The following is a 14,276-nucleotide window of genomic DNA, read 5'->3' on the forward strand; positions in this document are numbered from 1 at the left end:
TTTTCTCATCCTGGGTATGGCAAACTGATGGGGTGGTTTGCCTGGGCAAACCGGGGACGAACCTTTGGAAGTTCACCAACGTTCGTGCACCCAGTGGAGGATGATTGAGTTCATGCGCCTGTTGATGCTTGCTGTGGTTGGACTGGGGCTGGCTTTTGCCCAACGTCCGGTAGATATCCCCTTCTGGCACACCGCCGGGCCGCCCGGTCAGGAAGTGCTGGAAGGCGCGATCCGAGAGTTCAATGCCTCGCAGCGGGAGTACCGCATCGTGCCCAACTTTGTAGGCGACTACCGCGAAGGCGGCCTCAAGTTGCTGGCGGCGCTGCGCTCGGGCGGTGCACCGGCGCTTTTCCATGCCGAAATCTCTTTTTTGGGCCGGATGGTACAGGATAACGTAGCGCTGCCCCTGGACGATTATCTGGGCAACCTGCCCAACGACTTTTATTCCAACTTTTTGGAGACGGGCCGGTTGCGGGGCCGTACCTATGGCCTTCCGATTGGCCTGTCTATTCCGGTATTTTTCTACAACGCCGACCAGTTTAGCGCCCGTGGTCTGGGGGCTCCGCGTACCTGGGACGATGTGGCTACTGCTGCCCAGCGCCTGACCACCCGCGCAGCCAAGGGCTACACGGTCTCGAGCGACATTTACAGCTTCAATGTGCTGGTGATGAGCCGGGGTGGGAGCATTGTCAATGGCCAGGGTCGCCCCGACTTTACCAATGCCAAAGCAGTCGAGAGCCTGGAGTATCTGCAAGGGCTGGTGCGGCGCAACATCGCCCAGAGCCGCAACATTGCCGAAGCCCAGTTCTCGGTGGCCGACTTTTTGCGCACCAAAACCTTCATGGGCATTGCGCCCATCACCATGTGGCCCCTGATTGAAAACCGCGCACCCATCCCCTTCAAGCTGGGGGTGGCCGCGGTGCCGCGTTCCAGCGACGGCAAGGTACCCCTGGCAGGGGGCAGTCTGGTGGTGTTGCGCGGGGCCAGCGAGCAGCAAGCACGGGGAGCCGTGGCCTTCTGGCGCTTCTTGATGGAACCGCCCAACATCGCAAGGTGGGTTCGGGCAACCTATTACATGCCCATGCGCCGGGCGGCCCAGCCCTTGCTGGAGGACTTCTACCGCGAAGACCCCCGCCGCCGGGTGGCCTTTAGCCAGATTGAAAACGCCGATGTCTGGCTGCAAGACCCCGAGTTTACAGTTTGGTACAGCTTTTTGGAGGATGCCCTCGAGCGTGCCCTGAAAGGTAATGCCAACGCCCGGCAGGTACTGGAAGAGGCCCAGCGCAGGGCCAACGCCGTCGAGCGGCGCTAGATCTACTCTGAATGGAAGCCCCGGTGAAAGCCGGGGTCTTTGCCTTTTCGCAACCTCGAGAGGGCCAATCTTGCCATATCTTGCTGGGATGGTTTTCTCTTATACCGTTTCCGCTTGAATCCTTACACCGATGGACGTAGTCAGAGGTGAAGGATTCAAGCCTACCGAAGGGAGTAGAAAAGCATTTCGGTAGTATCGTTTAGGCTTGTCAAAGTGAACGATACTGTCGGAATGCGTATTATCGCGGTTCCCACAACTTGTGCAATCTGCCCACCCAAAAACCGTGGCAATGGGTATCCGTGGGAACTATTTGCACCCCTTCCTGACCTGCTGCTGATGGCTGGATGGTTTTCTATTTGTGCGTAGAATAGAGCTATTCACAGGAGGTAGGTGTGAAGCGTCTCTTTGCTTCGTTGGTTTTGATAACCGGATTGGCCTCGGCACAGACTGAAATTTCGTTCTGGCATAGCATGGATGGCCCCGCCGAGCGGGTGATTGCCCAGTTTGCCAGTGCGTTCAACGCTTCGCAGCGAAACTACCGGGTGACCCCGCGCCTGATTGGCGACTACCGTGAGGGCGAGACCCGCTTGCTGGCGGCCCTGCGGGCGGGTGGTGCGCCGGTACTGTTCCAGGCCGAGATTCTGTTGTTCCCGCGCCTGGTGGCCGAGGGGGTGGTGTTGCCGCTGGATGAGCTGGCGAATGCCCTGCCCAAGGCTTTTACCGATGACCTGTTCGAAGCGGCCTGGGATTACGGCCTGATTGGTAACCGCCGCTATGGGCTGCCCTTCAATACCTCTACGCCGGTGCTCTTCTTCAACGAAAACCAACTGCGGGCCAGGGGGCTCAAAGTGCCTACCAACTGGCGGGAGTTTGAACAGGCGGCCAAGGGCCTGACTAGCCGTACCTCCAAAGGTTTTATTGCCTTAAGTGAGTCCTGGACCTTCGAGGCCCAGGTTACCAGCCGGGGCGGCAACCTGGTGACGGCCGATGGGCGGCCCAACTTTACCTCCCGCGAGGTGGTGGAGGCGCTCGAGTTCCTGCAACGCCTGGGACGCGAGGGCAGTACCAGCGTGCGCAACCTCTCGGAGAGCTTTTTCGCCCAGACCGACTTCATCCGCACCAAGGGCATGATGGTGATGGCCTCGATTGCCAACTGGCCAGCCGCCGAGAATGCTTCCTTTGCCTTCAAGCTGGGCGTAGCCCCCATCCCACGCGAGCCCAACGGAAAAGTGCCGCTGGGCGGGGCGCAACTGGTGGTGCTGCGTGGGGCCAGCGCCGAGCAGCAGCGCGGGGCCTTCGAGTTCTGGCGCTTCCTGATGGAGCCGCAAAACATCAAGACCTGGGTGGAGGCCAGCTACTACGTACCGCTGCGTAAGTCGGCCACGCCGCTGCTGGAAGCCTTCTACCGCGAAAACCCCTACCGCAAGGTGGCCTTCGAGCAGGTTGCGGTAGCCCAACCGCGCCCTCGAGTACCGCAATTTGCGGTGTGGCGCAACTTTTTGGAAGAAGCCCTGGAAAAAGCCCTCAAGGGCAACGTGCCGGCCCGCCAGGCCCTGGAAGAGGCCCAGCGCAAAGCCGAAGCGGCCCGGTGAGAGCTTTTTGGCCCGTAGTCTGCTTGTATACGACCCACAAGAAAGGGGTGCCTTAAGGGGTTCTTGTAACAACTTCGGGGTTCGTTTATGGGCAGTCCTGGGGTACAACGGCTGGGTAACGTTCCGCTGACGAGGATGTTGTAAAAATACGAAGTTGTTTTTGCACAGCCTGTGCAAAGGCTTGTGGCAGACTGTGCATGGCTGGGCTTGTAGCTGGGTTTTATGAGGCGATTCCTGTTTGCATTGGGCGTGTGGGGTTTGTTGGGCGGGATGGTTTGGTCGGCCTGGCAGTGGTATGGGTTTCTGCGACCTGGACAGAACTTCCAGACCCTGCAAAGCATTGGGCTCGAGCCTTTGAGTGCCCGGCTCGAGCGGAAAGTTCGCCCTCCAAAAAACCAACTCAACCCCGCTACCCGGCGGTTGAAAAAGCAACTCCTGGAGGCAGTTTACCGCCCCTTGAACCCCCGGGCCTCGGGCGAGGCCATCGTGCTCAACTACCACGATGTGTTTCCCCGCCGCACCCCAGAGAGCGTCTGGTGGGACGTAACCCCGCAGGAGTTCGAGCTGCAAATCGCCTGGCTCAAGGCCAGGGGGGCTAATTTCATCTCGCTGGATCAGTTGCGTCGCCACCTGACCCAGAACGCGCCCTTGCCCAAAAACCCGGTGGCCCTGACCTTCGACGACAACCACCAGGGCTTTTACGACCACATTTACCCCATCCTTCGGCGCGAAAAGATTCCTGCGGCCATGTTCGTCCACACCGACTTTGTGGGGCGGGGTGGGGCTAGGGCCCGCATGAGCTGGGATACCTTGCGCAAGCTGGATCGGGAAGGGTTGGTGACGATTGGCTCGCACACCGCTTCGCACCGCGACCTGACCCAGATGTCCCAGGCCGAGCAACGCCGCGAGCTGTTGGAGTCGAAGTGGGTTCTGGAACGGCAACTGGGCCGCCCAGTTGCCTATATCGCCTATCCCGAAGGCAAGGCCGATGCCCTGACCCTCAAGCTGGCCCGCGAGGCGGGCTATACCATGGGCTTCACCATTGACTGGCGCTTGCCGGCCGAGTCGCCGGATATGCTGGCGATTGGGCGCTACATCCAGACCCAGATTCCCCGTGCCTGGTACACGCTCAATCCGCAGGACAGACCCCAGCCCCGCACTGGCATTGTAGAGCGCCGCCTGAAAGAAACACCGGTGCGCCTCGAGTACCGCCGCGACCTGGGCATTCGCTGGGCCATGATCCGAGGAGGCCGGGCCGAAAGCCGCCTCTCGCCCTACCGCGAGAGTGTGCGTGATTTTGTCGTTCAGGCCGGGGCTGTGGCTGGCATCAACGGTACCTTTTTTGCCGACCCGTACCTAAAAGCCCAGGACAACACCATGGTGGGGCCGATTGTGGCGGCGCCGAATCGGGTGTTCATCCCGGAGCGCAACCCCTATGTGATGTACCGCATCGTAGAGCGCCCCCTGGTGGCCTGGAACCGGCAGCGGATGGTGTTTGTGCCGCTCAAGTTCGATATGAACCGTCTGCAAACCATTAAGAGTTTTTTTTCCGATTTTACCGATATCTTTGTGGGCGGCGTCTGGATGGTACGCGGTGGCAAGGCGGTCTGGCCCTTCAAAAACCCGCCCGCCGACCACTGGGAGCCCCGCCCCCGGGTGTTTTTCGGCTATGCCCAGGGTGAGCCGGTGCTGGGCGCTTCGTTGCAGCCGGTCAGCACGCTTCAAATGGCCCAGGTCGCGGCGGCAGCCGGGGTAGAGGAGGCCGTCTTGCTGGACTCGGGCTACTCAACCTCGCTGGTGTACCGTGACCAACTGGTGGCGGTGGGGTGGCGCTGGGACGGGGTGCCCAGCCGCCCGGTACCGCATGCGATTGTGCTCTTTGGGTCGCTCGAGCAGGCCCAGAGTCCGGTTCCTGCGAAACAGAACTAGAGGGGTTCGGTACTACAGAATGCTGTCTATCTTGCTTTTGGGCCGGGCCAGCACCGCGCCCTTTTCGGTAATCACGATGGGGCGCTGAATCAGGACGGGGTGCTCGCTCATGGCTTGTAGGATGGTCTCTTCCGAGGCCCCGTTGTAGAGGCCCAGTTCCTCGCCCTTTTTCTCGTCGGGGCGCAGCAGCTCCGAGGGCTTCATGCCCAGCTTCTCGAGCACTGCTTGCAGCTCGGCCTTGCCGGGTTTTTCCTTCATGTAGAGGTAGATTTCGGGCTTTTGGCCTTTGGACTCGAGGTACTGCAAGGCCCCTTTGGAGGAGCCGCAGGAGGTGTGGTGCCAGATGGTGATTTTCATACCCCAATCATAGCCAGGCTATGTCAGCTAAAAGCAGACACTGGATGACGGTGTTTTTTGGAATGTCCTTGCCTCGCGGAAGTTCCCGAGGCTCACGCAACCGAGTTGGACGCAGCCCGATGCAGATAGAACGCTTTTGCAGGTGCTCACATCAAAGTTCGTCCTCCAGCAGCGCCTCCCAGGTCTGCTGCCGGCGGATCACCTCCCAGCCCTGGCCCGTCCACAACAGCTCGTTGGGGCGGGGGGTGTCGAGGTAGTTGCTGCTCATGCTGCTGGCGTAGGCCCCGCCTTGCAGTATGGCCAGCAGGTCGCCCTCCTTGGGTTCGGGCAGGGTGACATCGCGGGCCAGCACATCGCCCGACTCGCAGGCGGGGCCGGCCAGGTCGTAGGTGGCTTGGCGGGGGTTGTGGTACAGCGGCTCCACCGGGTGCACCGCGCCATAGAGCATGGGCCGGATCAGTTGGCTCATACCGGCATCTATCAGCAGATAGTTGCGCCGGGTGCGCTTGGTGCCCCAGCAGCGCGTGACCAGCACCCCGGCCTCCGAGACCAGATAGCGGCCCGGCTCGAGCCACAGCTCTGCGCCGTGTTTGTGGGCTAGGGCAGTCGCCTGTGCTCCCAACGCACCTAGGTCGAGGCCCAGCCCAAAGCCCCCGCCCAGGTTCATGACCTGGAAGGGGCCGTGGGCGCGGTAAAGCTCGTCCATCACCCTGTAGCCCGCCTGGTAGTCTTCGGGGTGTTCCAGGGCCGAACCCAGGTGAATGTGCAGGCCCAGCACCTCGAGGCGGCTCCGGCGGGCCAGTTCCAGAGCCTGTCCGACTTCCTCGGGCAGGATGCCAAACTTGCTCTCGCCACGCCCAGTAGCCAGGTGGTCGTGGGTGACGATGGGCAGGTCGGGGTTGATCCGTAAGAGGACGCGGGCCTTGGGCAGCACCCTCGAGACCCGCTTGAGGTCGGCCAGGGAGTCGAGGCCCAGAATCGGAATGCCAATGCGTTTCAACTCTTCCAGCATGGCCGACGTTTTGACCGGCCCATTCAGCAACACCTCGTTGCGCTGGAAACCGGCCTTGTAGGCCCGGTACACCTCCCCCAGGCTGACCGCCTCGACGAAAATGCCCCGCTCCAGGAGCCGCCGCAGGATGCCCAGGCGGGGGTTGGCCTTGATGGCGTAGAAAACCTCTGCGCCAGGAAAGGCTTTGTGGATGCGGTCTATACGCTCAAAAATGACCGGCAGGTCGTAGGCATAAAAGGGGGTCTGGAAGTTTTGGGAGGCTTCCTTGAGGGCTTCCTTAAATTCAGGCCGCAGGGCAGTGTAGGATTGGGACATGCTCATCGGTGTAACCCCTCAATCGCGCAACACAGAAGGACTTTTTCGCACCAGAATCTGGGGCCTGCTCGAGCCCTATGTGCGGGCCCTGGAAAGCCAGGGTGCCAGCATTGTAATCCTTCCCCCCCAACAAAAGGACCGGCTGCCCGACCTCCTGCACAAACTGGATGGGGTGTTGTTGCCCGGCGGTGTGGATGTAGACCCGGCCCAGTTTGGTGAAGAGCCCATCCCCGAGATGGGGGAGGTGAGCCTCGAGCGCGATGCCCTCGAGCTGTTTGTGGCCCGTTATACCGCCGAGCAGGGCATCCCCACCCTGGGGATCTGCCGCGGTATCCAGGTCATGAACGTGGCCCTGGGCGGTAGCCTGTACCAGGACCTGCCCGCCCAGGGGTTTCGCACCGTGCAGCACAGCCAGAAAGCCGAGCCGCCGGTGCTGGGGCATAGCCTCGAGCAGACCGGGCAAAGCCCCCTCGGCAAGCTGTTTGCGCCGCGCTTCCGGGTCAACTCCTACCACCACCAGGCCATTAAGGATCTGGCCCCCGGCCTGCGGGCGGTGGCGGCTGCGCCCGATGGCATCGTGGAGGCGGTGGTGCTCGAGGGGCACCCGTTCTACTTCGGTGTGCAATGGCATCCCGAACTGCTGCCCGAGCAATGGGGTCTTTTCCGGGCGCTGCTCGAGGCCGCTGCCAAACAGCCCGTGGGTTGAGTGCTGCATGGTCGGGATGGTTGGGCAGTAGCCAAGCCGAGCTATTGATGGTGCTCTCCAGCCTTCCGTTGGGAGTATGCTCAAAACGATGAGCCTCGAACGCTACTCAACCGCTGTTTTGGCCCTGCTGCAAACCATCCTCGAGCAAGAGACCCCTGTCCTGCGTACGGCTGCGGCCTGGATCGCCGACGCGGTGGCGCAGGATCGCTTGATTTACACCTTTGGCACCGGGCATTCCCACGTGCTGGCCTCGGAGATGTTCCACCGGGCAGGGGGGCTGGCGTCGGTCAGCCTGATGATCGAGCCGGGAACTACCTTTCAGGTAGGAGCGCTGGCTGGAACTTTGTTGGAGCGCACTGCAGGCTATGGCTCCATCATCGCTGAACGCTACCCTATCGAGCCAGGGGATTTGCTGATCGCTATTTCCAATAGCGCCGCCAATGCGGTGGTGCTGGAGGTGGCCCAGGCTGCTAAAGCCAAGGGGGCCAGGGTGATTGCCCTCTTGAGCCGCCAGTATGCCCAGATGAAACAGTCGCCCCTGCTTGGAATAGCCGATCTGGTGTTGGATAACCACGGTCCTGTGGGAGATGCCATTGTGGCAATCAACGGCGAGACGGTCGGGCCGGTCTCGACCGTAGCAGGCGCTTTTATCCTCAATGCGGTCTGGTGTGAGGCAGCCGAATTGCTTTATGGGCGCGGCCTTCCGATCCCAGCCTACCGCAGCAGCAACATGCCCGGAGCCGAAGCCCACAATGCCCGCTGGATCGAACACCTTAAGGGAAGGGTGCGACATCTTTGACAAACTGTGGCGTACCTCTTTGCCAATGAGAGATGTCCTCAGGTTGGTTTGTGTACTAGACGGAATTAATCACTTAAACTGAAGACACCTTAACCCGGCAATGAGGATTTCTTAATGTCGTTTTGAACCATGCTACTACTGGGTGCGCTATACACTGGGTTGGGTACTGGTATCCTATGGTTTTGTCTGGAGGTCAGGGCTTGTCGTTGTATCAGACTCTCAATAGATCCCTCGAGCCTATGCTAGGTGAACGCACCCGGATGGTGCTGGAAGAGGGTGTGCGCCGGCTGGGTATCAGCCCGGATACACTGGATGCAGCGCAGGCCGAGGTCATTCTCAAACGCCTGGTGTACCGTGAACTTCAGACCAAAATGAGCCCCAACGCGGCCCGCAGCCGCATCGAAGAGATGCTCAAGGAATTGGGTATTGGCAGCGGGGAAAACGGTTCTAAATCCGGTGTGGGCAAGCTTTCGGCCCATGCCAAAGGGGTACTGGCCGACCTCGAGGCCGGCCTCAAGCGCTTCAGCCTCTACCTGGACTGGCCCGAGGTGGGGCGTTTGCGCGGGCTAATCAACGTGATCAAGCAAGACCCTGAAGCCTCGACAGTAAGGGCTCTGCTGCGGGAAGGGCAGGAGGTGTTGGCCGCGCTTGAAGAAAAGCTTCAGTCGGCCCTGCTGCGCCAGACCCGCGACCTGACCGACCTCGAGCTGGCCTTGCAGCGGGTGCAGAGTGTGGGGGGCCCCAAGGTGCGCCGCCTGGAAAACCTGATCCGCCAGATTCAAGAGGCCCATGCCCAGGAGACCCTGGCCCTAGCGGAAGTCGAGCGGGCCCGTGCGCTGGCGGCCGAGATGCGCAAGTTGGTCGAGTCGTCGGTGGTGCAGAATCCGACCAGTGAGATGGCCATCACCCTCGATACCATCGAAGATATTCCGGCAGCGGATCGTCCCACCGAGCCTCAGGTGATGCTCAAAGATCCCACCCTGGAGGTGCCGGTAGTAATGGAGTCGGCACCCGATGGCTTTGACGACGAAGCCCTGGTGCTCGACCTCGACTTCGATGCCCTGACCGCCGAACAACAGTCGCGCATCCGCGAGATTGACGTGGCCGAGGATACGCGGCATCTGGAAGCCTTCAAGGAGCGCTATGGGGCGGTACTGGGTATCCCTAACGTTGCCAGTGAGCTAGCCACGCTAGAGGCCGAACTAACCGCCGGAAACCCCCTGGGCGAGCGCCTGACGGCTTTTGGTGAACTGCTCAAGGCTACGCATGTTGAAGCGCTCTCCGAAGCGCGGGTACGCTACGAGTGGCTGGTCGATCGGCTGGGCCGCCTCGAGCTGCCGCCAGAAAAAACCGCTGGGGTGCAGGCCCGGCTGGCAGTGGTGCTGGAAACCTTGCAGGCCGGAGGCCTCCCGCTGGAGCTGGCTGAGCTGGATCGAACGGTGACCGGTCTCGAGGCCGAAGAAAAAGCCAACCGCGAGATCCGCGAGCGCCAAGCCCGCCTCGGGTCGGCCCTAGCGACCCTCCGCACCGAAGCCGAGCACGCCCTCTCGCCCTTCCGAGGACATCCCCGGGTGGAGTCTTTCATGGTGGCCCTGGCCAGCCCGGACGTGTCCGAATCCTCGCTCCAGACTTTGCGCCAGGAACTTTCTGAACTCTTGTCCCAACTGGCCCGGGAGCGTGAGGAGGAAAGCCTCAAACGCATGGGTTTGCGGGCTGCTGTACAGGCCTTGCCAACACTGGAGATCCTCGATCTGGACAAGAAAAACCTACTCAACCAAATTGAGCAGATGGGGGGGGGCCTGACCGAGCTCGAGCAGGCGGTCAGCGAGCTGGTAGGCCGTGCCAAAGGGCTGGTGGCCAACAAGCTGGATGCCCTCGAGGCCCGCATTCACTACCTCGAGCAGACCCTCAAAGAATCCCTAATCGAACTCAAGCAGCCTTTGCAGGCGACCCGCGAAGCTTTGACCCACGGTCGTATCGCCGACCCCACCCCATTGGAGCGCGCCCTAAACGAGCTAATTGCAGCCCGTCGTGCCTCCATAGCCGAGGAGCTTTCTCGCTACGAGATGGCTGCGCGCAGCATGAAGGGGCTGGGGGGCGAAGAGCTCGAGGACAGGGTGGCCCAGGCCAGGGCCTATCTCCAGGCCGGCGAACTGCCCGACCTGACCGAGATTCACGGGCTTCTGGGCCGCCTGCGCCGCGCGCAAGAAACCCTGCGGGCCGAGTTGGGTGAGCGCATAGGTGCCTTGCTCGAGGCCTACCACACCCACAAAGGTGTGGGCGGCGAAACCGCCCTGCGCATCAAACCGTTGTGTGATTTCCTGCTTTCGGCCTCCGATCGCCTGCCCCGCCTGGGAGTCAGTGGTCTGCTCGAGGTGCGCCGAGCCCTGGAGGATGCCGAACGTCTGGAGACCCAACTGGCCCAGGAGTTCGCGGCAGCCCAAAGCCTGATGCAAGAGTTTAAGGGGGCGGACCTCGAGTCCTTGCTGGATGTGTTCGAGCCGCCCACCCAGCTAAGTCCACCTTCCCAGCCCGAACCCCCCAGGCCTACCCCTCCCGAAACGACTCTGCTACCCCAACCCCAAGCCTCTGCCTTGGCCCCATCCACCTTTGCCGAAGTGCTAAATCTGTTTCATATCCGGGGTGTTGAGGCCATCGCGGTAATTGAGGCAGGTAAGGCTGTAGCTGGAAGCCTCCCCTTCACCCCCGGCAGTGCCCAGATGGTCTTTGACGATCTGCTGAATCTAGCCAATGAACTGGCTGGAGAGTCGGCCCAACTCTCCGTAGTTTCGCTGCCCCAGTGGGTGCTGGTGCTGGTGCCCTTGAAGCAGAAAGGGTTGGTGATCCTGGCTGAAAAAGCCCTGCTCTCGCGCTTGCTAGCCCTCATCGAGCGCCAGCGCGACGCGCTGGAAGCACTGTAGTTCAACCAGGTTTGTCTGATACCATTTCCGCTTGAATCCTTCACCGTTGGACGGAGTCAGAGGTGAAGGATTCAAGCCGACCGAAGGGAGTAGAAAAGCATTTCGGTAGTATCGTTTAGGCTTGCCGAAGTGAACGATACTGCCGAAATGCGTATGATACCGATTTTACTTGTAGCTGACCCAAAAAGCCACTTGAGAGACCCTCGGAAGCGCCTCCAGGCAAAGTTGCTTGCGCGATTCCGGCAAAGCCGGAACCTACCCGGCGCGGCAAGTGAGAGTGGTGCCCACGAATACCCAGTACAACGGTGTTGGTTGTACTGGGTACATCACGCTGCAGGGCGTGTAGTGTGATGGTGGGCAACGCGATTGGGGCGCGTTTAGCGCCCCAATCGCGCAGAGTTGGTCTGATCAATCCCCGCTTCCATGTACATACTGAAGCTCGTACAGCTTGGCGTAGTAGCCGCCCTTCTGCAGTAGTTCGTCGTGGCTACCTTCCTCCAGCAGCTTGCCCTTGCGGAAGACCAGAATCCGATCCACGTGGCGAATGGTCGAGAGGCGGTGCGCAATGACAATCGAGGTGCGCCCTTGCATTACCCGGTAGAGCGCAGTCTGAATCTTCTGTTCGGTCTCGGAGTCCACGTTGGCGGTGGCCTCGTCCAATATCAACAGGATGTCGGGGTTGTGCAGGATGGCCCGGGCCAGGGCCAGCAGTTGTTTCTGCCCCGTGGAAAGCCCCCCGCCGCGCTCGTGCAGCACCGTCTGGTAGCCCTGGGGCTGCTCAGCAATAAACTCATCGGCTCCTACAAAAGCGCAGACCTCGCGGATGCGCTCCGAGGTGATTTTCTCGTTGCCCAGCCGCAGATTCGACTCGATGGTGCCGCTAAACAAGAAAGGGTCTTGCAGTACGATGCCGATGGAGCGGCGCAGGTCGCGCTGCCGGTAGTCCCGCACATCCAGGCCATCAATCTTGACCGCGCCCTGCTGCACGTCGTAGAAACGGGCGATCAGGCTAATCACGCTGGTCTTGCCCGCGCCGGTAGCCCCTACCAGGGCAATTTTCTCGCCAGGCCGCACCCGGAAGTTGACCCCCTGTAGCACCCAGTCCCACTCGGGTTCTTGCAGAGGGTCTGGAAGACTCTGGCCCTCTGCGCTCTGCTCTGCTTTAGATTCTTTGCCCAGCGTTCCATCCAGTTTGGCCTCGCCCCGCTTCCCGTAGGCAAACCATACATTCTCGAAATCAATCTGACCCCTAAAGCGTTCGACCTGCTTGGCACCGGGCTGATCGGCTACGTCTTCCTCGGTGTCCAAAAGGCCAAAAATGCGTTCGGCTGAGGCCATGGCCGCCTGGAAGATATTGAACTTATCCGAGAGGTCTTGCAGGGGCTGGAACAACTGGCGCACATAGTCGGTGAAAGCCACCAGTAAGCCCAGCGTGAGGGCCTGTTGAACCACCTGCCCCCCCCCATACCACAACACCAGGGCCACGGTGATTTCCCCCATAAAACCCACCAGGGGAAAAAACAGGGCAAACCATTTGATGATGTCCACCCAGGCACTGCGCAAGTCGGTGGAGAGCAGGTTGAACTGGGACTCGTTTTTGGGTTCTCGATTGAAAAGCTGTGTGGTCTGCACCCCGGCCAGGTTTTCTTGTAGCGAGGCATTGACCCTGGCCAGCCGCAGCCGCATGGCCCGGTACGAATCGCGCATTCCGTTGCGAATCCAGGTAGTGACGGCCAGAAAGATGGGCATGATGGCAAACGACACCAGGGCCAGTCGCCAGTCCAGTACCAGCATGAAGGTCATCAGGCCGATAATCAGGGCGAAGTCGGCAATGAGCCCCACCAGCCCGCCGGTGATGAACTGGTTGATGGCGTCTACATCGGAGGTGATGCGGGTCATCAGACGCCCTACCGGATTGCGATCGTAGTAGCCCAGGTGCAAGCGCTGGAGCTTGGCGAAGATTTCCGAGCGCAGGTCGTAGAGGATGTGCTGCCCCACCCAGCTAATCAGGTAGGTCTGGGCGTAGTTGGCAATAAAGTCCACCACCCGTACGGCCAGAAACAGCGCACAGATGAGGAGCAGGGTTTCGTAGCGCTGGGCCAGCGGTAGCACCTCACGCGGCACGATGGCGTTGTCAATGGCGTATTTGAGGAAAAGTGGGGTCGAGGCGGCGGTGAGGGTGCTCACCACCAGCGCCAGCAGGGCCAGCCCCACCTGCTTCCAGTAGGGCCGCACATATACCAGAATGCGGCGGGCCAGTTTGGCATCAAAACTCTTCTTAAAGGCTTCTTCTTCGTGCATAAGGCTCCACTGCTGATAGCTGGTTGCTAATGGCTGATAGCTTTTGCTCGGCTATTGGGCTATCTGCTATAGGTGCTGAGTGTCTCCATAGTTGAAATGCGGGATACGGATCCCGAAAGATTGGTGGAAAATTGCGCCAGGTACGCATTACCGATTCCACTGGTTTTGTCAATCTACCCTGGCGCAACTTAATCCACCTCGGCTTGCAGGCGCTGTATGCGATCGAGTTCAGCATAGATGCCACCCGTGGTCAGTAGCATCTCGTGGGTGCCCTCTTCGGCAATTTTGCCGTGCTCCAATACCACGATCCAATCGGCATATTGCAGGGTGGAGGTGCGGTGTCCGATCAGGATGGTGGTCCGTTGACCCAGCACACTTTTGAGGCCGGAGAGAATCCGTGATTCGGTTTCGGTGTCTACCGCGCTCATGGCATCGTCTAGAATCAGGATTTGCGGTCTGAGGGCCAGGGCACGGGCCAAGGCAGTGCGCTGGCGCTGTCCACCCGAAAGGGTCACGCCGCGCTCCCCCAGCGAGGTATCGTAGCCCTTGGGGAAACCCATAATGTCGTCGTGAACACCAGCCAGCTTGGCGGCCCACTCGGCCCGCTCTTTATCGGTATGGGCGAGGCCAAAGCTGATGTTTTCGGCCAGGGTATCCGAGAAGAGGAAGGGCTCTTGTGGCACCATGCCGATGGCCCCACGAAGGGTCGCTAGGGGAAGTTCCTTTACGTCGTAACCCCCTACCAGCACCCGGCCCGAGGTGGGATCTAGGATGCGCGGAATCAGGCTCACCAATAGGGTTTTGCCGCTGCCGGTACGTCCGGTGATGCCCAGGGTGGTGCCCTTGGGGATGGTCAGGGTGATGCCATCCAGCACCTTGCGCCCCCCCAGCTCCAAACTGACATCCCTTCGTGTGCTACCTGCAGTCTACCCTTCCACCCCCGCCATCCTGAGCAGAAGACGGCTGCGGATGAGGTTGTGCACCAGCAGAATCAGGTTCACCCGCGCCAGGAAACCTGCAAACGACCGGGCC

General features: G+C 60.7%; 9 protein-coding genes and 1 pseudogene. 6 read left to right on the plus strand and 4 right to left on the minus strand.

Translation table 11 applies throughout. The features are described 5' to 3' along the window. Positions 1-112: 112 nt before the first annotated feature. The 3 genes from WKI89_RS10135 to WKI89_RS10145 all read left to right on the plus strand — a co-directional run bounded on the left by WKI89_RS10135 (position 113) and on the right by WKI89_RS10145 (position 4,833). Positions 113-1,312 (plus strand): ABC transporter substrate-binding protein, encoded by a 1,200-nt coding sequence (locus WKI89_RS10135; protein ID WP_337869319.1) that lies wholly within the window; start codon positions 113-115, stop codon positions 1,310-1,312. Positions 1,313-1,704: 392 nt separating this feature from the next. Next, on the plus strand, positions 1,705-2,904 hold the full coding sequence (locus WKI89_RS10140) for an ABC transporter substrate-binding protein (RefSeq protein ID WP_337869300.1): 1,200 nt from the start codon (positions 1,705-1,707) through the stop codon (positions 2,902-2,904). 222 nt (positions 2,905-3,126) lie between these two features. Continuing rightward, positions 3,127-4,833 (plus strand): polysaccharide deacetylase family protein, encoded by a 1,707-nt coding sequence (locus WKI89_RS10145; RefSeq protein WP_337869302.1) that lies wholly within the window; start codon positions 3,127-3,129, stop codon positions 4,831-4,833. Positions 4,834-4,845: 12 nt separating this feature from the next. Here the strand turns inward: WKI89_RS10145 and WKI89_RS10150 are convergent, their stop codons facing one another. Both WKI89_RS10150 and lysA read right to left on the minus strand, forming a co-directional pair. Then, the gene (locus WKI89_RS10150; protein ID WP_337869304.1) at positions 4,846-5,190 is read right to left on the minus strand and encodes an ArsC/Spx/MgsR family protein; all 345 of its coding nucleotides are present in this window, start codon (positions 5,188-5,190) and stop codon (positions 4,846-4,848) included. A gap of 151 nt (positions 5,191-5,341) precedes the next feature. After that, positions 5,342-6,523, minus strand: a complete 1,182-nt coding sequence (lysA, locus tag WKI89_RS10155; RefSeq protein ID WP_337869306.1) for a diaminopimelate decarboxylase — start codon at positions 6,521-6,523, stop codon at positions 5,342-5,344. Here lysA and WKI89_RS10160 point away from each other — a divergent pair. The 3 genes from WKI89_RS10160 to WKI89_RS10170 all read left to right on the plus strand — a co-directional run bounded on the left by WKI89_RS10160 (position 6,516) and on the right by WKI89_RS10170 (position 10,943). Next, positions 6,516-7,223 (plus strand): gamma-glutamyl-gamma-aminobutyrate hydrolase family protein, encoded by a 708-nt coding sequence (locus WKI89_RS10160; protein ID WP_337869307.1) that lies wholly within the window; start codon positions 6,516-6,518, stop codon positions 7,221-7,223. The genes lysA and WKI89_RS10160 overlap by 8 nt on opposite strands. 88 nt (positions 7,224-7,311) lie before the next feature. Beyond that, entirely contained in the window at positions 7,312-8,022 is a 711-nt protein-coding gene (locus WKI89_RS10165; protein ID WP_337869308.1) for a sugar isomerase domain-containing protein, read from the plus strand. A gap of 239 nt (positions 8,023-8,261) precedes the next feature. After that, entirely contained in the window at positions 8,262-10,943 is a 2,682-nt protein-coding gene (locus tag WKI89_RS10170; RefSeq protein ID WP_337869309.1) for a hypothetical protein, read from the plus strand. Positions 10,944-11,351: 408 nt separating this feature from the next. Here the strand turns inward: WKI89_RS10170 and WKI89_RS10175 are convergent, their stop codons facing one another. Both WKI89_RS10175 and WKI89_RS10180 read right to left on the minus strand, forming a co-directional pair. Continuing rightward, a complete protein-coding gene (locus WKI89_RS10175) occupies positions 11,352-13,244 on the minus strand; it encodes an ABC transporter ATP-binding protein (protein WP_337869311.1) in 1,893 nt (630 codons plus the stop codon). Positions 13,245-13,432: 188 nt separating this feature from the next. Continuing rightward, a pseudogene (locus tag WKI89_RS10180) lies at positions 13,433-14,146 on the minus strand (ATP-binding cassette domain-containing protein); the annotation flags it as partial. Positions 14,147-14,276 lie beyond the last annotated feature (130 nt).

Source organism: Meiothermus sp. (assembly GCF_037443965.1).
Classification (GTDB): domain Bacteria; phylum Deinococcota; class Deinococci; order Deinococcales; family Thermaceae; genus Meiothermus.

What these genes read in the sequence shown, in the direction of transcription:
- WKI89_RS10160 (WP_337869307.1), top strand. Translation starts at nt 6,516, where the DNA reads ATGCTCATCGGTGTAACCCCTCAATCGCGCAACACAGAAGGACTTTTT.
- WKI89_RS10165 (WP_337869308.1), top strand. Translation starts at nt 7,312, where the DNA reads ATGAGCCTCGAACGCTACTCAACCGCTGTTTTGGCCCTGCTGCAAACC.
- WKI89_RS10145 (WP_337869302.1), top strand. Translation starts at nt 3,127, where the DNA reads ATGAGGCGATTCCTGTTTGCATTGGGCGTGTGGGGTTTGTTGGGCGGG.
- lysA (WP_337869306.1), bottom strand. Translation starts at nt 6,523, where the DNA reads ATGAGCATGTCCCAATCCTACACTGCCCTGCGGCCTGAATTTAAGGAA.
- WKI89_RS10135 (WP_337869319.1), top strand. Translation starts at nt 113, where the DNA reads ATGCGCCTGTTGATGCTTGCTGTGGTTGGACTGGGGCTGGCTTTTGCC.
- WKI89_RS10170 (WP_337869309.1), top strand. Translation starts at nt 8,262, where the DNA reads ATGCTAGGTGAACGCACCCGGATGGTGCTGGAAGAGGGTGTGCGCCGG.
- WKI89_RS10150 (WP_337869304.1), bottom strand. Translation starts at nt 5,190, where the DNA reads ATGAAAATCACCATCTGGCACCACACCTCCTGCGGCTCCTCCAAAGGG.
- WKI89_RS10175 (WP_337869311.1), bottom strand. Translation starts at nt 13,244, where the DNA reads ATGCACGAAGAAGAAGCCTTTAAGAAGAGTTTTGATGCCAAACTGGCC.